This window comes from Pseudoalteromonas sp. D15MCD-2 (assembly GCF_038562745.1).
Classification (GTDB): domain Bacteria; phylum Pseudomonadota; class Gammaproteobacteria; order Enterobacterales; family Alteromonadaceae; genus Pseudoalteromonas.
Genome location: NZ_JBCFQE010000001.1, coordinates 1633327 through 1653488, shown reverse-complemented (window position 1 = coordinate 1653488; position 20162 = coordinate 1633327). Strand labels below are relative to the sequence as shown.

Annotated in this window: 13 protein-coding genes; 2 read left to right on the top strand and 11 right to left on the bottom strand. The window is 40.8% G+C overall.

The window, feature by feature from the left end; genetic code table 11:
- Positions 1 to 26: 26 nt before the first annotated feature.
- The 7 genes from AADY36_RS07430 to AADY36_RS07400 all read right to left on the bottom strand — a co-directional run bounded on the left by AADY36_RS07430 (position 27) and on the right by AADY36_RS07400 (position 13101).
- Entirely contained in the window at positions 27 to 938 is a 912-nt protein-coding gene (locus AADY36_RS07430) for a sialate O-acetylesterase (RefSeq protein WP_342408772.1), read from the bottom strand.
- 42 nt (positions 939 to 980) lie between these two features.
- Positions 981 to 3380: a glucan 1,4-alpha-glucosidase gene (locus AADY36_RS07425; RefSeq protein WP_342408771.1), complete on the bottom strand. Its 2400-nt coding sequence runs from the start codon at positions 3378 to 3380 to the stop codon at positions 981 to 983.
- Between the two features lie 12 nt (positions 3381 to 3392).
- On the bottom strand, positions 3393 to 4877 hold the full coding sequence (locus AADY36_RS07420; protein ID WP_342408770.1) for an MFS transporter: 1485 nt from the start codon (positions 4875 to 4877) through the stop codon (positions 3393 to 3395).
- Entirely contained in the window at positions 4870 to 6744 is a 1875-nt protein-coding gene (locus AADY36_RS07415; RefSeq protein ID WP_446728740.1) for an alpha-amylase family glycosyl hydrolase, read from the bottom strand. Before AADY36_RS07415 ends, AADY36_RS07420 begins: the two co-directional genes overlap by 8 nt.
- A gap of 94 nt (positions 6745 to 6838) precedes the next feature.
- Entirely contained in the window at positions 6839 to 8689 is a 1851-nt protein-coding gene (locus AADY36_RS07410) for a glycoside hydrolase family 13 protein (protein ID WP_342408768.1), read from the bottom strand.
- 2 nt (positions 8690 to 8691) lie between these two features.
- The gene (locus AADY36_RS07405; protein WP_342408767.1) at positions 8692 to 10188 is read right to left on the bottom strand and encodes a tryptophan halogenase family protein; all 1497 of its coding nucleotides are present in this window, start codon (positions 10186 to 10188) and stop codon (positions 8692 to 8694) included.
- 105 nt (positions 10189 to 10293) lie between these two features.
- Complete coding sequence (locus AADY36_RS07400; RefSeq protein WP_342408766.1) at positions 10294 to 13101, bottom strand: TonB-dependent receptor; 2808 nt, start codon at positions 13099 to 13101, stop codon at positions 10294 to 10296.
- Between the two features lie 683 nt (positions 13102 to 13784).
- Between AADY36_RS07400 and AADY36_RS07395 the strand changes: the two genes are divergently transcribed.
- Complete coding sequence (locus AADY36_RS07395) at positions 13785 to 15410, top strand: alpha-glucosidase family protein (protein ID WP_054561652.1); 1626 nt, start codon at positions 13785 to 13787, stop codon at positions 15408 to 15410.
- Positions 15411 to 15470: 60 nt separating this feature from the next.
- On the opposite strand, the gene AADY36_RS07390 is transcribed toward AADY36_RS07395, so the two are convergent.
- On the bottom strand, positions 15471 to 16019 hold the full coding sequence (locus AADY36_RS07390) for a TIGR00645 family protein (protein ID WP_055198746.1): 549 nt from the start codon (positions 16017 to 16019) through the stop codon (positions 15471 to 15473).
- Positions 16020 to 16257: 238 nt separating this feature from the next.
- Between AADY36_RS07390 and AADY36_RS07385 the strand changes: the two genes are divergently transcribed.
- Positions 16258 to 16500, top strand: coding sequence for a hypothetical protein (locus tag AADY36_RS07385; RefSeq protein WP_054561654.1), 243 nt, complete (start codon positions 16258 to 16260; stop codon positions 16498 to 16500).
- A gap of 67 nt (positions 16501 to 16567) precedes the next feature.
- On the opposite strand, the gene AADY36_RS07380 is transcribed toward AADY36_RS07385, so the two are convergent.
- From AADY36_RS07380 to topA, 3 genes are all read right to left on the bottom strand, one after another.
- Positions 16568 to 16753, bottom strand: coding sequence for a YrhK family protein (locus AADY36_RS07380; protein WP_054561655.1), 186 nt, complete (start codon positions 16751 to 16753; stop codon positions 16568 to 16570).
- Between the two features lie 9 nt (positions 16754 to 16762).
- Positions 16763 to 17218, bottom strand: coding sequence for a carboxymuconolactone decarboxylase family protein (locus AADY36_RS07375; protein WP_285221506.1), 456 nt, complete (start codon positions 17216 to 17218; stop codon positions 16763 to 16765).
- Positions 17219 to 17363: 145 nt separating this feature from the next.
- Positions 17364 to 20024 carry a type I DNA topoisomerase gene (gene topA / locus AADY36_RS07370; protein WP_055020836.1) on the bottom strand — a complete coding sequence of 887 codons (2661 nt, stop codon included), beginning with the start codon at positions 20022 to 20024 and terminating at the stop codon, positions 17364 to 17366.
- Positions 20025 to 20162: the final 138 nt, after the last annotated feature.

Below are 20162 nucleotides of genomic sequence, written 5' to 3'. Positions count from 1 at the left end.
TATTTAAGTAGTTATTTAAAAGAAGCTTACTTAGCTAATGTTTCGGCTGCTTTTTCTGCAAAAAGGTTACCTAGTTTTATATAGTAATTACTTTTATAGTGCCATTTATCCTCAATGAATTCGACAGGCTCATCAAAGGCAACTAAATGAGCATTAGCATTTGATTTAACGAACTTTTCCTGAGCATCCCATACACTCTCAATATATGGCATCATTCGTGTTTGGGGTGTTTTACCAGAGTCTTCTATTCTGCCAAGTATGATTGGTAACTCTTTATTGCCAAAAGTCATCTTCATATCATTCATCAGACTTGTTAAATTAGCTAAATAAACCTTAGATGCTTGCTCATGATAGGCATCTGCCTCACCCTGCATCCAAATGATCCCTGCTGGGACTAAAGTATCGGCTTCACCATCACCATCTATATCATTGTTAGCTAACGCAGCTCTTACGGTAGTTTGAAAGTTATCCCATTGGTTAATCTTAGTGTTGTCAGCATAGTTCTGCCCCCATGTACCAAAGCCAGATGCCCCAAGCGCAATAGATGAGCCTCCACGTGCATATTTAATAATGGCTATTTTCTTATCTGTAAGCTCAGATAAGCGTTTACCAAAACTCAATTCAGGACCAAATCTTTCAGATAAAATAATTGAATGATCTGTCGATCTAGCGCCTGTTCCAAAGCCAGGCATTAAATTAGTCCAAACACCTTTACCACCATTTAATGCATCATCAGCAACAGGGTTACCAAAAAAGAGTAAGGTATTTTCAACTGGTTTTTTATACTGCGCGGGTAAATCTTTATTAAAGCCAAATCCTTCCATATTTGATTGGCCACCCATAAAGTAAAGCAAGTAATCATCCGCTTTACTTTGCGTACTTACCGCTAATAGAGCACATAAAGCCATTCTTTTTAACATTATTTTTCCTTTTGCCAAAAGCAACATGCCCAATAAATATTGGGCATGTTAAATAAGTTTTTACTTCAATGCGTCTTCAACAACTGGGTAATGGTCCCATACATGTTTATCGCTCACTGAACGGAGTAACTTAATGTATTCAGCGTGAGTCCAAGCCAGTGGTGTGGCTGAGTTTGTACCCTCACCTAGCTGATAGCCTGCTTTATTGTTGCCTACGCCATCCCAAACTTGTTCAGGTAACATCATGCCTTCATTGGCAAATGCTTCCATACCTTTTACATAAGTGTCTTTAATCGCTTGTTGCTTCATCGCATCAAGGCTGTTGGTTGCGTTTGCAGCGGCGATTTCATAGTGACCGCGTTCACCTGTAAAAAACGGCCATACACGACCACGTTGACCAGGGGTGTTATTGCCACCTTCGGCATAGTTATTACCTGTCACTTCATCTTCACCGTAACCATCGTTACCATAGCGGCGGTAGCCTGGGAATGAACCCGAGCCATCAGCAAAATTAAAGGTGTAACGCACTTGCAGATTATCGACTAAGGTTTCGTCATCGTACTCTGGTAATGTTTTTACAATGCTTGGCGCAAGTGCATCACGAACACCATAACGTACAAGCTCTAAGAATCCACCATCAAGGATTTGCTTTTTATCAAAGCCTTCACGCCCGTTATTGGCATTAAGTGTGGTTGATGAGTTTGGATCTTTGTCTTGACCGATACGAATGAAATATTCACCATCGCTGTTTTCAGACTTAAGGTTACCTTGAGTCGTAAACATCGTACTTTCAATTTCACTATTGTACGTTTTAGCCGTTGCTAGGTAACGCTCTGCATTTTTAGTGTCACCTGCTTTTTTAGCAATATCAGCAGCTGTAACTAGGCCTGCAACAACCGCAGCCGTTGTTGATGGTGAAAAACCATTTTGTTCTTCCCAACGCTCTTGTTGCGTTGCTGGCGGTGTAATTTGTGTGTCATTCCAAAGAATTTTCGCAAGGCCACCATCAACTAAGAAATCAGCAGCTGGTTTTAACATTTTGCCATACCAATCTGTCAGCTCTTGATCGCTAAGAACGCCAGCTTGATGTAGTTTCCACGCTAACATAATTGGCATTGCTGTTTGGTCAAGCTGAACACCTACCCACTCAAGCTCACCATCAACATGAGTCTTTTGTAAGAACCAACCTGTGTCACCACCATTGCCTGGTGTGTTATCTGTTACTTGTACTTTTTCTAGATATTCAAACGCCGTTTTTGCGGTACGTGTATCACCCATGGCCATAAATGCCATTGCTACTTGATAGAAATCACGTACCCAAACCGCTTTATAACCAGTAGAACCTGTTTTTGCCGACACCGTTTCACCCCAAGGGTTAGAAAGTGACGCAATTAAAGCACCGGCATGAGTTTTATCTTCTTGCGCTTTTAATACCATGGCGCTGGTATAAAGCAACTTTCCATTATCTGCGGTGCTGTTAGTTAATGTGCTCAAAGGTTCAAGGCTTGCTAAGTAGTCTTGCCAACCAATTGCAACACCTTCACCGTTATATGCAGCAAGTACTTTTTGGTAGCCTTGATTTAAACTTGCTTGACCTTCTTTTAAGCTTGCAGCTTCAGAGTTACCAAAGCTTAAAGCTAAATCAAAGGTGGTGTTTTTTGATACTTCACCAAGCTCTGCAAGTAAGCTTACATTACCCGACTTATCACCAGTACTTTGGTAAGTCGTTGATAATGATTGCGATGCTTCTAACTCTTTTAAGCCATCACTTACACCCGTAAAGCCAACGCTTGCTTGCTTAAATGGTTGAGCGGCTTGTAAAGATAAAAAGTTATCATCTTGCCAAGCAACTAGACCCTTATCAGTTACTTTTGCAAAATCGTCTAAACCGTTGTTATCAATGTAAGGGTTCACATTAACGTAGGCTTTCACACCTTCAAGTTCAGTATTAAATACGCTACGAACAAACAATGTTTGGCCGTTTGGATCTGTAAAGATATGTTTTTCTAAAGTGAAACGACCTTGTTTATCTTTACTTACTACTTTGTAAGCAAGCGATAATGGACGACCAGCGTCGTCTTTGTATAAATAATCAATGCTTACATCGAGATCATCGTTTTCTGTAACGGTAAAGTCTTTACCAACTACAACAAACTGCATATCTTTGATTTGTGCTTGGTGAATTAAACCAAACATGGTTTCGGTGATCATGCCTTTCGCGATTGAAAACCAAACTTTTGATACTTTGCCGGTAGCAGCTGCGTCGCTGTAGTGGCCATCTTGGTATTGCTCGTAAGAGGTACCAATCCCCGTTTTACCAGAGTATGCCCAAAAAGGCTCAACACCCGGTGCTCCTGGTGCAGACACCTGCTCAACTGCTGTATTAGCTGATTGTTCTGAACTACAAGCTGTTAAACCTAACACTAACAAGCTTGCTGTAATGAGATTAAATTTTTTCATGGTGTGTCCTTATTATTGTTGCTTAACGCGCAGTACAGCGACCGCTGCTAGTACGAATGACACTGCACCTAGCACTAACGCATAAATCGGTTGATTATCAAAAAAGTGACGTAAAATTAGGCCTAATACGCTTGCCGCTAAAAGCTGCGGAATAACAATAAAGAAGTTAAAGATACCCATGTACACACCCATTTTTTTACTTGGTACTGAGGTACTTAACATTGCGTATGGTAAAGATAGAATTGACGCCCAAGCAAACCCTACTCCAATCATTGGCCAGATCAGTAAACTTGGATCTTTGATAATAATGAAGCTGACCAGACCCAATGCACCTAGCACTAGGTTAATAGCGTGAGCCATTTTTAGTCCTACTTTTTTAACGATAACCGGAATACACAGTGCTGCAATGGCAGCAAAACCATTGTAAGCGGCAAATAATACACCAACCCAATCCGCACCGTTATTGTAGGCAAGAGAGCTTGTATCACTGCTGCCGTAGTGGAAGCTAGTTACTGCCGATGTGGTGTAAATCCACATTGCAAACAATGAGAACCAGCTAAAAAATTGTACCCAAGCCAATTGTTTCATCGTTTCTGGCATAGTGAATACATCATTCACAACTTGATAAAAGCCACCACTGGTTGCGTTTTTAGCCTTTAAAGCACCAGCAATAAATTGAATAACACCAAAGCTAATCAAACCACCAGCAAGTAAATAAAGCTCTTTTTCAAGCGATAGACCCGTAACAATACCAAGTACTACTAGACCAAGAACCGTAAAGATTGCAGCGCCTTTGTTAAAGTTTACATCACTTTGAACATCGCCCGAGTCATCGCTTTGCTCTTGTTCATGAAAGCTTTCAAGTTCTTCTGGTGGATATTCTTTAGTAGTAAAGACAGTCCAAAACACAGCAATAATTAATACTACTGCGCCAAAGTAAAACGAGAATTTTACAGAATCTGGAATTTGCCCTGCAGGTGCAGTATTGGCAATATCGAACCAGTTAGTCATCATCCAAGGTAATGCAGACGCGACAACCGCACCAACACCAATGAAGAAGCTTTGCATTGCATAACCAGTTGCACGTTGCTTTTTCGGTAAGTTATCACTGACAAGAGCACGGAATGGCTCCATAGTTACGTTAATTGACGCATCCATGATCCATAACATACCCGCCGCAATCCACAGGCTTGGTGAGTTAGGCATAATGAATAACGATAACGTTGTTAAAATAGCCCCATAGAAAAAGAACGGACGACGACGGCCTAACTTACTCCATGTTTTATCACTCCAATAACCGATGATCGGCTGAACAATAAGGCCTGTTAATGGTGCTGCAACCCACAGGATTGGAATATCATCTACATTGGCACCTAAGGTTTGAAAAATACGGCTTACATTACCGTTCTGTAATGCAAAGCCAAATTGGATCCCTAAGAATCCAAAACACATATTCCATATTTGCCAAAAGCTTAGCGTTGGTTTGTTATTATTCATAGTCAGCCTTTAAGGTAAATACTGCACTGCTTAAGCCGTTCAGTTGTAATTGAATTGGCGCCTTAGTAGATGCCTCAGGAATCACAATGTCGGCATGATTTTCTAGGTTATCAGTAAACGTTAAACCACTGTGGTTAAGCTTAGGTAACAACGCTTGGTTAAGAGTAAGCTCAACATTTTGTTGGTTTTCTGAAAAGTTACTTACTACAAGCACTAGTTGTTGGCCTAGCTTACGTGTGAACGCAATAACTTGCTCTGAGCCTGTCAATTCAACCGCTTGCATGTCACCACCAACAATGGCAGGAAGTGTGTTTAACGACATCAACTTGGTGTAGTAAGCGCGAAGATCAGCTTGCTGCTTTGAAAGCGAACCGCCATCGAATTTACCATTATTCATCCATGCTTGATGCGCAGGTACACCCATATAATCGAAAATGCTGGTACGCGTTGGGTCGCCAAAACCACCGTCCTCAGAGCCATCTTCACCGACAGCTTGACCAAAATAAAGTAAGGTTGGCGAGCGCGACATCAATGTAGATACCACCATCGCTGGCTTACCTTTTTCACTACTACCAGCGAAATCTGGGCTAGCAATACGTTGCTCATCATGGTTTTCTAAAAAGTGCAGCATGTGCTGTTCAATATCAGCCACTTGGCTTTGGATATCGAAAATAGTATCCGCTGATTGCTTGCCTTGCATCACAGCTTTAACCGTGTCGTAAAAACCGACTTTGTCGTAAAGGTAATCCATCTTACCTTGTTGGATATATGGGCGGTAAAGCGTTGGGTTATATACCTCAGCCAAAATAAAGGCATCGCTTTTTTGCATCTTGATTGATGAATTTAAAAAGCTCCAAAACTCAACAGGCACCATCTCGGCCATATCATAACGGAAGCCATCGACACCTTTATCTAACCAATAAAGCGCGATATCGCGGAATTTATACCAGCTATTTGGTAGATCTTTATCTTGCCAAAAGGCGTAGTGCGCACGGTAATCTTTATCAGCGTAATCATCCGGTAGTGTTGGGAAGTCGTAGCTACCGTCTGGTTTCACACCGTAATTGATTTTAACTGTTTCGTACCAATCATTAATGTCAGGTTTAGCGGCACGGGCCCCATTACCCGTCCATTTTGCTGGGGTTTCGGCAAACTGATTATCAGCAAGAGGATGCGGGTTACCACCTAACACTTGGTAGCTATCGCTGGTAGGCACTTGAAATGACTGCCCTGTTACATAGTAAAAGTTATTATCGCGAGCATAGGTTTTCGTCGTGTCATCTTCAGCACCAAAATCCTTTACGCCCTCAGGCTTGGCGACTGACTCGTAATTACGCGCTACGTGATTTGGCACAATATCAATAACAACTTTCATACCGTGCTTATGAGTACGATTAATTAGCTCTACAAACTCTTCTAAGCGGCGCTCAGGGTTAATTGCTAAATCAGGATTAACATCGTAATAGTCTTTCACTGCATAAGGTGAGCCTGCACGGCCTTTTACAACATCAGGGTCATCTTGTGACAAACCGTATTCGGTATAGTCAGTTACTAAAGCATGACGCGGTACACCAGTGTACCAAACATGTGTTGTTCCTAGCTCTTTAATGCCTTGTAATGCTGCATCATTAAAATCAGCGAATTTACCTACCCCATTTTCTTCTAATGTGCCCCACGGTTTATTGGTGGTGTTAGTGTTACCAAATAATCGAGTGAATACTTGGTAAACCACAGGCTTAGAGATAGCTGCTTGGCTAGATTCTGATTGTTGCTGTTGCGTGTTCTGCTGTACTGGCGCATCGTTACCACAGGCAGTTAAACCTAAAACCGAAGCCACTACTAACGCAGTTAGTTTGTATGTTGTCATCATTACTTCATTTTTCTGTAAATATCAGTTCATACTAATGTTAAGGGCTGCATACGGACAGTAAATGCATACGTATTCAGCCTATTAGTTGCAATTATTCAAGCTCGATTAAGCGTGCTTGCATAGCTTTTAAGCGGATTGTCGCTGCAAGATCAACGCGTTTTTCACTGATTAAATCGCGTCCTTTATTATTACCTTTCAGCACTTCTTGCATGTAGCTTAAATCCCAACCAATGGCTTGTTGGTTTTTGTTAAGAATAACCAATACAGTTTGGCCATTGTGTTCTCTCACATAACTATACACGCCTTGCTTGGGTGAAAAATGCATTAAACGACCTTCGCTTAACGCTGGTTTTTCTTGACGAAGCTTAAGCAGTTTTTTCATGCTAGCTAACATCTCTTGCTGATCAGCTGAAAGCCACTTACCTGTGAAGGCATTCGCTTTTTGACCTTTAAACCCACCCGGGAAGTCAATGCGAATATCACCGTGGTCATTACTTGGTGTGTTATCAAGTAACAGTTCTGTGCCGTAATAAATTTGTGGAATACCACGAGTTGTTAACAGCAGCGTCATGGCTAATTTTGTTTTTGCGAGGTCTTGACCAAGCTCAGTGTAAACACGGCTCATGTCATGATTATCAGCAAACACTAAAATGTTATCTGTATCAGCATATAAAAAGTCATTCGCTAGCGATTGGTACACTTTTACCCAACCTGTATTCCAGCTTTCTTCTTCGTTGAGTGCTTGGATCAGCGCTTCTTGTAATGAAAAGTCCATCACACTTGGTAAATCAGAGGTATAACCATCTTGATTGACTTTGCCACGCTGCCAATAAGATGCAATAGCCGGGTTGGTTGTCCACTCTTCGCCAACAATATTAAAGTTTGGATACTCGGTCATAATCGCTTTAGTCCAATCGGCTAAAAATGCTTTATCTGAGTATGAGTAGGTATCAACACGAATGCCGCTTAAGTTGGCGTATTCAATCCACCAAATGGCATTTTGAATCAAATACGTTGATAGTAACGGCTGGCGCTGATTTAGATCAGGCATAGACTCAACAAACCAACCATCGTTAAATTGACGTTTGTCGTATTTGCTTGCGTGAGGGTCTTGGATTGTTTGTCTGGCGTGACTGGTTGCATTTTTACCGTTTTCAAACTTGCCATCAAAGTTAACCCAATCAGCAGTAGGCATATCAGACATCCACTGATGCGATGAACCAAAGTGGTTAAGTACCATGTCCATCACTAAGCCGATACCATGCTCTTTCGCTTCTGCAGATAAGGTTTTATAAAGCGAATTACTGCCCATACGCGGATCAACTTTGTAAAAGTCAGTAATAGCATAACCATGATAAGAATAACTTGGCATGTCATTTTCAAGCACCGGCGTTAACCAAAGTTGAGTCACGCCTAAGTTCTCAAGATAATCTAGGCTATTAATAACACCTTGAATGTCACCGCCATGACGGCCACCTTTAAAGCTTGGGTTTGCAGGCTCCTTCATACCAGCAACGGTGTCATTGTTTGGGTCACCATTTACAAAGCGATCAGGATTGATTAAATAAAGCGTATCTTTATTTGTAAAGCCATGACGATTGGCACTTTGCTTATCACGGGTATTTAATGGGTAAGTAAATTCTGTGCCATCTTTAGCTTTAAAAGTCAGTGTTCCCGCCTTTGCATTATCGCTAATGGTTAAATCTAAAAACGCGTAGTTAGGGTTATTCGTTGTTGTCACCCCTTTAAACTCAACACCTTTATAAGGCATCATTTGCCACGTTTTGTTAGCAATATTGTTATCGTAAAGCATGACTTGTAACGAGTCATTTTGCATGCCCACCCACCAGTTTTCTGGTGACGCAGTAATAGCAAAACTTGCTGTTGAGTTAAAAAGTGTAAATGCGGTCGTTAACGCTAAAAATGTTCGTGTTGTTTTCATAGTTAATTTTGTACTTTTTCTAAGAATTGACTGTGCCTCGGCAGTTGCTCGACAGTGCTATTAATCAAGGTTTTTAGATTGCTAAATAACTCATTTAATTGCTCGTCTGATAACGCATCAGTTAATGGATGGTGATCCTCTGCAATTAGCCCTTGCCCTATCATCACTTGCTGCCACGCAACTTCGGCAAATAGCTCATCGTCTTCTCTTACGAGCTTTCCGCTGGTTTTAAATAGCTCAATTTTCTTTTTAAGACTGCTTGGAATATCCATGCCTTTACAAAAGCGCCAAAACGCACTGTCATCACGCTCAGTAATCTTGTAATGAAGAATAATAAAGTCACGAATTCGCTCAAATTCTGTTTTACTTTGTTGATTAAATTCATCCACAAGGCTTTGTTTAATACCTTGATGAGGAAAAAACTTAATTAAACGAATGGCTGCACTTTGAATTAAATGAATACTGGTCGATTCTAATGGCTCTAAAAATCCGCTTGATAAGCCAACTGATACTACATTTTTATGCCACTGTTTTAAGCGACGACCTGTTTTAAACTTAATAACGCGGGGCTCTGTCAGTGGTTTAGCAGGTAGGTTTTCTAAGAGCTGTTGTTTTGCCGCTTCGTCTGATAAGAAGCGCGAAGAATACACAAGGCCGTTGCCTACACGATGCTGTAATGGAATTTGCCACTGCCAACCCGAGTCTCTTGCAATTGAACGTGTATAAGGAATTGCATCAGAAGCTGATTCACTTTGCACCGCAATCGCACTATCACATGGTAACCAATGCGACCAATCTTCAAAGCCGGTATTAAGAGTTTGTTCTATTAATAAAGCACGTAAACCGGTGCAATCAATAAATAAGTCGCCGTCTATTTGCTCGCCATTTTTAAGTAGCAAAGAGCGAATATACCCGCTTTCATGGCATTGGTTAACCGATTCAATTTTGCCTTCAATGCGTTTTACGCCTCGTGATTGGGCTAATTCCTTTAAAAATTCGCCATAACGAGTGGCATCAAAATGGTAGGCATAATGTAAGCCCGCCAACTGAGTGTTAGGAATGTGCTTGAGGTGAGCAAATTTATGCGCTTTTGCAGCTTGATAATTAAGTGAAAAATCCCAAAAATCAGGCGCATTATTAGCTTGATTTGCTTTTAGCCAAAAATGATAAAACTCACAAAACGGAAAATCCTTACCTATCTCACCAAATGCATGCATGTAACTGTGGCCTTGGCTGCGCCAATTTTCAAACTCGATACCAAGCTTAATCGTGGCACCAGTAGCCTTAATAAATTCTTTTTCAGAAATGCCTAGCGCACCATTTAGATGCAAAATAGGTGGGATGCTTGCTTCGCCTACACCAACAGTGCCAATCTCTGCTGACTCAACCAGGGTGATATCAAGCACTTTTCCTAACACTTTATTAAGTAATGCAGCGGTTATCCAACCTGCAGTACCACCACCGGCAATCACGACCTTGGTTATTTTTTTTGTTTCCATAGTACACCTAACGCCAATTTCAATTCATTGAGTGTAGCTCACTGATATAAAAAAGCCCTTGTAAAACAAATCACAAGGGCAATTTTCTATCGCTGTTTTAGCTAATTACAGCTTGTAGCTGAAGCCTAACAGGAATGTACGACCGTAGTCTTGATAGTCACGTACTTGAAGTGAATTATCACCTGATAAAGTTGTGAACGGCTCTTCTGTGATGTTCTGTACTTGGAATGTTACAGATAAACCGTCAAGGCTCTCAACACCGCCTTCGCTAAAGTCATAACCAATCTGAGCATCCCAAATTGTTTCGCCTTCGATATCAACCTGAGTTGCAGCGAGGCCTAGCCCGTTAACATTACCTTTAAAGTCGCTACGTTTACGCATGCTAGTACGCGCTTGGAAACCGTTACGCTCAAAGTAAACTGTTAAGCTATCAATTTGTTCTGATAAACCTGGTAGCTCAAACTCATTACCATTTTGGTCTGTAATATCCTGTTCAACACCTGTGTGACTCGCGATTAAGCCAAAACCTTCCAGTGACTCACTAAAGATAGAGAATGGTAATGCAAGTGATAGCTCATAGCCCCACAGATCACCACCACCGCCATTGACTTTACCAGAGCCCGTGCCTGTTGAAGTTTCAGGGATTTCACCAGTAGACGGGTCAGCTACACCGCTCATGTCGATTTCATAAGTACCATCGAAAATCCATTGCTTAATGTCTTTATAGAAAAATGCAGCAGCGAAGTAACCTTCTTCATGGAAGTAGTTTTCGTAGCTTAAATCAAAACCAACTGCTTCTTTTGGTTCAAGCGTAGGATTACCACCTGATACACTCCAGTAGTTACCATTCTCATCTGGAACTTGCCCATAACTAGCACTTAATGATGCATTCATTTCATCTAAGCGAGCTCGTGAAATCGTTTTAGCTGCACCAAAACGTACAGTTTGCTCTTCATCAATGGCAAACGATAAGTTCAGGCTAGGTAAGAAGTGGCTATAATCGTGGCTGATGTCTGTTGGTGATACGACAACCACGCCTGTAGCGCCACTTGACGCAAACCCTTGAGATGACTGCTCTGTTCTTACATAACGCACACCAACATTACCTGTTACAGGGATAGACCCCAGCTCTGCATTTATGTCAGCTTGAGCGAAGAATGCGGTTACTTCCTCTTGTACTGTCCAAGACTGAGTCTTGTGTTTTTCATCATTTAAACTTTCTTGGAAAAGGTCGTAGTAGCCGTCTTTGATCAGCGCGTTAGTGTCATAGGCGATCATATCACCCATACCAATGAAGTCGAGACTAGCAGTTCCTAAGCGATATTGCTCAGGTACAACCACCATTCCTGGGTTATCAAGTGAGAAACCTGAAAGTGTCATAAAGTAACCTTCAGAAAATTTAGTTTTCTCACGGTCACGATAAGACATACCAAATGACACACGGCTAATATATTCATTATCGAGCACTTTACTAGCCGCAAGCTTTAGCGTACTTAATTCATCATTAATCTCAGGAGCATTTATAAAACCATCTTGTGCTTGGTCCTTGTAGCCAGAAATATCATTTCCTTCTTCATCTACTAAGCCATACTTTAAATTAAGCGGTTTGCTAGCGCCCCATGATAGTGGGCCACCGAGCTGAATTAAATCATAATCGCTGTAATCAAGTTCATGAGAAAATTTTGCACCTGTATTACCGCCGTCAAGTTCATAGCCAAGATTATCTGCAACACCTCTATCGTTACCACGACCTGTGCCAGAATAACTTTCAACACTCCATAGTTTACGTTCAACTTCAGAGCGGCTTGCGTCAAATTCAACTGACCAGTCATCGCTGATATCGTATTTTGCATTGAAACCAAATTGAGTTAAATCCGCATCACGCTCTTGGTAATCATTACGAACAACAACACGTTGACCTTCTGTTACTGCGCTTGTGATAAAACCACTTTCAGCATCAACAACTGCTGAACTTGGATCGATTGAACCTTGGCCCCATGCAAATGGTATTTCAATACCACGTAAGATTTGTTTATCTGTAAAATCGATATATAGCGCATCAAACGTCATATTTAAACGATCGTTAGGCGATGCCTCAACAACTAGCATTGCTGAGTCACGCTCCAAAGTCGATGAACGAACATACGGTTTTGCACCACCTAGAATTGAGTATGTATTGCCATCATCAGCAGTAAACTCTGGGTAACCCCATGCGTTCCAACGTTTTTCTTGATTAGGTGAGCTCATCGTGTTGTAAGCGAATGCAACACCGATTGTATCATCAGCAAATTGATCAATGTACGAAACCGTGCCGCGGAAACCTTTATCGTCACCGTCTGGGTTTAATTTATCAAAACCTGTTTGCTCGTACTGGCCATTGAACATGATAACTTGCTCACCTTTACTCAAAGGCTTAATTGTTTGCATGTCGATTACACCAGCAATACCCTCTGCTTCAATGCCTGCGCTTGGTGTTTTATATACCGTTACACCACTCATAATTTCTGATGGGTAAAGGTCAAATTCAACGCCACGGTTGTCGCCAATTGAAACTTGCTCACGACCGTTGAATGTTGTTGCACTTTCGTCTTCACTGAAACCACGAACACTTACACGGCTAGCTCGACCGTCTAGACGTTGTGCTGTTAAACCAGGAAGGCGTGCGATTGATTCTGCAATTGATGAATCAGGCAATTTACCGATATCTTCTGCTGAAATTGACTCAACGACTTCAGGCGTGAAGCGTTTAGTATTAATAGATTCTACAACACTGCCACGAAAACCTTTTACTTCGATAACTTCAACGTTATCGTTTTTTGCTTTTTGGTCTTCTTCTGCAGCATACGCTACAAAGCTATTTAAACCTGCGGCTGTTAAAGCCAGAGTTAATATACTTGGTTTGAACATAGACATGATGTTTTCCCATTACCCAAATTGTAATGCCAACGTGTTGCAGTTATTCATTAACATAATAGCTGTAATTCGCTGACTGATTTTGTTGTCGAATTGAATATTAACGCTCTGATTATTTTCTTAACAAATTTATGCATACGTATTCAGCGTAGCCCACCACCACGAAAATTAACAACATTTTTACAAAATAGAATTATAACCATATGAATATAAATGATTTATCAATTTTATTGTGTGATTTAATAGTATTGAAACATTTTCGCTATATTTTCGCCCCAAATTTGGTTACACAAATAGGTACTAAGCCATTTATCTCGGTAAAATGGTGACTTAACGCAATCATAAAAGGTACTAGTCTATACCAATGATAATTGGTCTTACCAATATAGCCTCTGCACCATTATGGTGTAAGCCAGCTATATTATGCACCAAGCTGGCGTTCGCGATCATAATTAAAACCCAGCAAACCTAATTGGTAAATTTTATTGATAGAAATTCGAGTTGTTTACTTTTAAATCAAGTTAATAAATTTTACTGAGAACAAAGATGAATTTGGCGTGCATACGTATGCAGAGTTTTTACAGTATCTCACCCTTCACGTATGCTTTTGACATTCCGGCAACATATTGCATTAACGGTTGCCTAACAGTTTACATACACTGAGTGTCACGATGGAGAAAAACATGGCTCAAAAGCAGTGGTATAAAGGTGCGGTTATTTATCAAGTTTACCCGCGCAGTTTCCAAGACACCAATGGCGATGGCATTGGTGATATCAAAGGTATCATTGATCGTATTGATTATATTAAAAGCCTAGGTGTTGATGCTATTTGGGTTTCGCCTTTCTTTAAATCACCAATGAAAGACTTTGGTTATGACATCAGTGACTATCGTGATATCGACCCATTGTTTGGTAACCTTGACGATTTTGATGAACTCATCGCACAAGCTCATCAACGTGATATTAAGATCATTATTGATCAGGTATTGAGCCATACCTCAGATCAACATCAATGGTTCCTTGATAGCCGTGAAGATAAAACCAACGACAAATCAGATTGGTACGTTTGGGCTGATGCAAAGCCTGATGGCACACAGCCAAATAACTGGTTATCAATTTTTGGTGGCCCTGCATGGCAATGGGAACCGCGTCGTGGTCAATATTACTTACATAACTTCTTTGCTGAGCAGCCAGATTTAAACTTCCATAACCCTGAAGTACGCAAAGCAGTATTAGATAATGTTGAGTTTTGGCTGAAGAAAGGCGTTGATGGCTTCCGTTTAGATGCAATTAACTTTTGCTATCACGATGCTCAATTACGTGATAATCCAGCTAAGCCACCAGAGAAACGTCAAGGCCGTGGCTTTAGCGAAGACAACCCTTATGCGTTCCAGTATCACTACTACAATAATACGCAACCTGAAAACCTTAGTTTTATGCAGGACATTCGTGCCCTACTAAACAAGTACCCTGGTACAGTTGCATTAGGAGAAATCTCATCTGAAGATTCACTCGCAACCATGGCTGAGTACACATCAGGTGGTGACAAACTTCATATGGGTTATAGCTTTGAGCTACTTACTAACGACTATAGCGCGGAATATATTCGTACTACAGTTAGCACTTTAGAGCAGCGCATGACCGAAGGTTGGCCATGTTGGGCATTTAGCAACCACGACGTTGAACGTGTTGCTAGCCGTTGGAGTCAAGGTGAAAAAATTGAGCCTCAGCAATGTAAGATGCTAACAGCCCTACTTGCTTCGTTACGTGGTAGCGTTTGTATGTACCAAGGTGAAGAACTTGGTTTAGGTGAAGCTGAAGTTGCATTTGAAGACTTACAAGACCCATATGGCATTACATTTTGGCCAAACTTTAAAGGACGTGACGGGTGTCGTACACCAATGCCATGGAATGCAGCAGATGCTGAGCAAGCAGGTTTCTCAACAGTAAAACCTTGGCTACCTGTGGGCGATGCGCACAAATCAGTCGCCGTAAATACGCAAGATCAAGATAAAGATTCAATTTTGAATGCTTATCGTGAATTTATGGCATGGCGTAAAGATAAGAACGTATTGTTAGAAGGCGATATTGAATTTATCGAAACGCAAGAGCCAGTGCTTGCTTTTTATAGAACGCTTAACGACACTAAAATGCTTTGTGCATTCAACTTAGGTGCACAAACTAGTGAACTGACAATCTCTGATTCTGTGTCTTCACAGCATACTGAGATATCTCATCACACAGCTGAATTAAACAATAATACAGTCACTCTGCCCGGGTTCGGTTGCTTTTACGCAACCCTGAATTAATAATCAGTTGTTAAAAACCAAGCCCTGCAATGCAGGGCTTTTTTATTCCTAATCGTGGTATTAGTGGTTCATGGTTTTACTATTAATGTAATCTGTGAGCGCAAACAACACCCCCGACACCACAAACGTGACATGTATTAACACCTTCCAGAGTAGCTCATCTGTTGAATGGTTGTTCGAGCTAATAAAGACTTTTAAAAGCTCCACAGCCGATATAGCGACAATAGCGCTTATCAGTTTCATCTTCAGACCCGAGAAACCAACTTTACCCATCCACACAGGCCTGTCTTCATGATTGTCTATATTCAACTTTGACACAAAATTTTCATAGCCACTGAAAATGATGATAAGCAAAAGCCCTGCTAGTAGTGCAGTGTCAACTAAAGTCAAAATACCTACCAAAAGCTCTTGGTTTGACGCAGTGAACGTATTTAAGGCCATACTGTATAAATACTTAAAGAACTTTAGCAGCAGTAATACCACAGCGACTAATAAGCCAATAAAGAATGGTGCTAATAACCAACGCGAGCGAAAGATAAAAGTCTCCACAACTTGCTCTAGTTTGGTTGGTACTTTCTTTATTTTTGAATGAGTCACTTGTTCAGACATAAGTTAGTTCACTTTTCTTTTAAAATTAGCGCGATAATACGTGTTTTGACCTTACGATTACCAGCATTAGAAGCAAAAGAATGGTTATTTTTTGCTTATCTTTACGATAAAAATTTTTCGTTATCTTTTTTTGAAATTTAGTTTATAAATTCACTCAAGCAAAGTGAGATACACATTGCGCACCATTACTGTGCAATTGAGCCGGTAATAATTACTTTTGTTGATTAGGAATAATTAAATGAAAAAAGCATTGCTAGCACTAATTTTGGCACCTGTTTTAAGTGTGTCAGCAACGAATGCAATCGCTAACGAAGCACCTGAAGCATCAGCTGAAATGATCAAAGAATACACTGAAATGTGCTTAAACTGGGCAAAAGATGATGACATCAGCAACGAAGAGTTAAAGCCATACGTATTAAAATGTTTAAACGATGAGCTTGAAGCTGAAGGCTATAAAAAAGTAAAAGACGTACAAATCTAATTTTACGCCTACTTAGAATATAGAAAAACCGGAATGACACAATGATGTGCGCTCCGGTTTTTTGTTTTTAATGACTGTAATAATCAGCTAATGCACTTAATAAAAATAATAACGAACCTACCATGAATAACACCACCCCCACTGTGGCATATTCTATAAATGCAGGTAGAAATAAGGTACTCCCAAAGAAAAAGGCGCATGCTGATATGATATTCACCAACGCATTAACTTTAGGTGCGAGTGTAAACTTCATGACCATTCCTTATTCTGTTAACTCAGGGATAAAGTGAAATGCTTTAACTATGCGATTCCAGCTGTTTATCTCAAGTACTACCGCCGTTAATACAACAATGTCTTTTTCGTTTAAGATAGCAGATACTTGGTTGTAAACATCGTCTTCAACATGTTTATCAATGATATTTGTTAAGGCTTCCGCCCAAGCGAGTGCTGCAGTTTCTTGTTCTGAAAATACAGGGACTTCACGCCAAGCGGCTAGTACATCGAGTCGCTGTTGACGCTCACCTTGGCTTCTCAGCTCTGCTGAATGCATATGCTGACAAAACCCACAGCCATTAATTTGCGACACTCTTAGTCTTATTAAATCAGCGAGCTTCGCGGTTATATTTGTATCTTCTGGCAGTGCGCTGAGCCCAGTTAAATGTTTAACAAGTCCTGGGTTGAGTGAATATAGCTGCTGTTGTGATAAACGTGTTTGCATTTTAAATCTCCTGTCTTGATGTTGATGACAGAATAACAACAGCCTAAAAGCAAATATTGGTAAAAAACGACATTCGCAGTGTCATACAAGCACAAAAAAGGGATTGCAATTGCAATCCCTTTTTATAATCAAGATAGATGTAAATTTACTTTTTAGCCGCCGCTTTTTTCTTAGCTGGGGCTTTCTTTTTGCTCTCTTCTACCCACTTGCCATTTTGGTAGTGAGCAGTCCAGCCTGTGGCTTTACCATCTACTTCACTCATTACATACTGCTCTTTATTTTTACGGCTGTAACGAACAACTGAAGGATTACCATCAGGGTCTTTTGCAGGTGCGTCAGCAAGGTAATAAAACTTTTCAGAAATACGATCTCTAAAACGTTTTAATTCTTCCACTTTTGGCGCACGCGTTTCACGTGATTTAGGGAAGGTATTTGCAGCTAAGAAAATACCCGATGCACCATCACGCAGTACAAAGTAAGCTTCTGATTTTTCACATTCAAGTTCAGGTAAATGAACTGGATCTTCTTTTGGTGGCGCGGCTTCACCGTTTTTAAGTAACTTACGTGTATTTTTACACTCTTCATTACTACAACCGAAGTACTTACCAAAACGACCCGATTTTAACTGCATATCTGAGCCACATTTATCACATTCGATAATTGGGCCGTCGTAACCTTTAATTTTAAAGGTACCTTGTTCAACGATATAACCCTTACACGCTGGATTGTTACCGCACACATGTAATTTACGTGTTTCGTCGATCAGGTATGAATCCATTGCCGTTTCACAGATTGGGCAACGCTTCATTTGCATCAAAGATTCAGTTTCTACATCTTCCACATCAGCCGCAATGGCTTCATCGCCTGGCACCAAGTTCATGGTCGTAGTACAACGCTCTTTAGGTGGCAGGTTGTAACCCGTACAACCTAAGAATACACCGGTTGATGCAGTACGAATACCCATTTTACGACCACAAGTCGGACAATCGATATCAGTCTCAACCATTTGGTTTTGGCGCATACCACCGCGCTCTTCATCGCCAGAGGCAATTTCAAGCTGAGTTGAAAAGTCTGCATAGAATTTATCAAGAACTTGTGTCCAAACACGCTCACCTTCAGCAATATCATCCAGACGACCTTCCATCTTAGCGGTAAAATCAAAGTTCATCAGATCTTCGAAGTTTTCAACTAAGCGGTCTGTAACAATCTCACCCATTTTTTCGGCGAAGAAACGGCGGTTTTCAACACGTACGTAACCACGGTCTTGAATCGTTGAGATAATAGATGCATACGTAGAAGGACGGCCGATGCCGCGCTTTTCTAATTCTTTAACTAAGCTTGCTTCACTAAAACGTGCGGGTGGCTTTGTAAAATGTTGTTTAGGATCTAACTCAACAAGGGTCAGTACATCACCTTCTTTAACTGCAGGCAGTGATTGATCTTCTTCGTTCTTTTTACGAACAGCTGGCTGAACTTTAGTCCAACCATCAAAACGAAGCACGCGGCCTTTTGCTTTTAACTGATAATCACCAGCACCAACCGTTAAAGTTGTTAAATCGTATTCTGCTGGAACCATTTGGCAGGCAACAAACTGACGCCAAATTAATTCGTAGAGTTTTTTAGCATCCGCTTCAACACCGTCTAAATGACCAGACAACACAGTAACACTAGAAGGACGAATCGCTTCGTGCGCCTCTTGAGCATTACCTTTTGAGCTATAACTAATCGGTGCTTTCGGTAAATACTTCTCACCAAACTGCTCTGTCACGTAATCACGACACATTTCAACCGCATCTTTCGATAAGTTAGTTGAATCGGTACGCATATAGGTAATGTGACCTGCTTCATATAAGCGTTGAGCCAGCATCATGGTCTTCTTAACACCATAACCTAGGCGTGTACTTGCTGCCTGTTGCATGGTTGAAGTAATAAATGGTGCGCTTGGTTTACTCTTACTAGGCTTTTCTTCAACGCTAATGACCTTGTAGTCAGCTTTTTCAAGTTGACTAACGGCAGACATCGCCTGCTCTTCATTAACTGGCTTAAAAGGCTTGTCAGCGTGTTTAGTCACTTCTAGGCGTAAAGCTGCTTCTGTATTTTTAACATCAGCATGGATATCCCAGAACTCTTCAGGAATAAATGCTTTGATTTCGCGTTCACGTTCAACAAGTAAACGTACTGCAACAGATTGCACACGACCGGCTGATAAGCCACGTGCCACTTTAGCCCACAGTAATGGCGACACCATAAAACCCACTACACGGTCAAGGAAACGACGCGCTTGCTGTGCGTAAACCATGTCAGTGTTTAATTCACCTGGTGTTTCGAATGCTTGCTGAATCGCATTCTTAGTGATCTCGTTAAAAACAACTCGCTTATACTTTTCAGGTTCACCGCCGATAATCTGTTCAAGGTGCCATGCAATGGCTTCCCCTTCTCTATCCAAATCGGTTGCGAGATAGATTTTATCGGCGTTTTCAGCAAGTTTTTTTAATTCTTGTACAACTTTTTCTTTGCCCGGTAAGACTTCGTAATGTGGTTCCCAGCCTTTTTCAGGATCAATACCCATGCGAGCAACAAGATTTTTATAATCGCGTTGCTTCTTATAGGCAGCTTTTTCTTCTGGTGACATTTTTCGAACTTCAGCAGGCGTTTTCGTAGCTGCAGTCTTCGTTTTGCCTGAACCTGAAGTTGGTAGATCACGCACATGTCCAACGCTGGACTTTACGATGAAATCGTTACCTAAGTATTTATTAATTGTTTTTGCCTTTGCTGGAGACTCTACAATTACAAGTGATTTGCCCATAGCTGCCTATTTCTGACCGAGTATTTTAAAAGTTTTTTGCCCTTATAAATGTATATCCATCACATTAAACAAATAAGTATGATTTTTTAACATTGGAGCACGAATATTTATAGGTATATCTACAAACACCAATTGTTA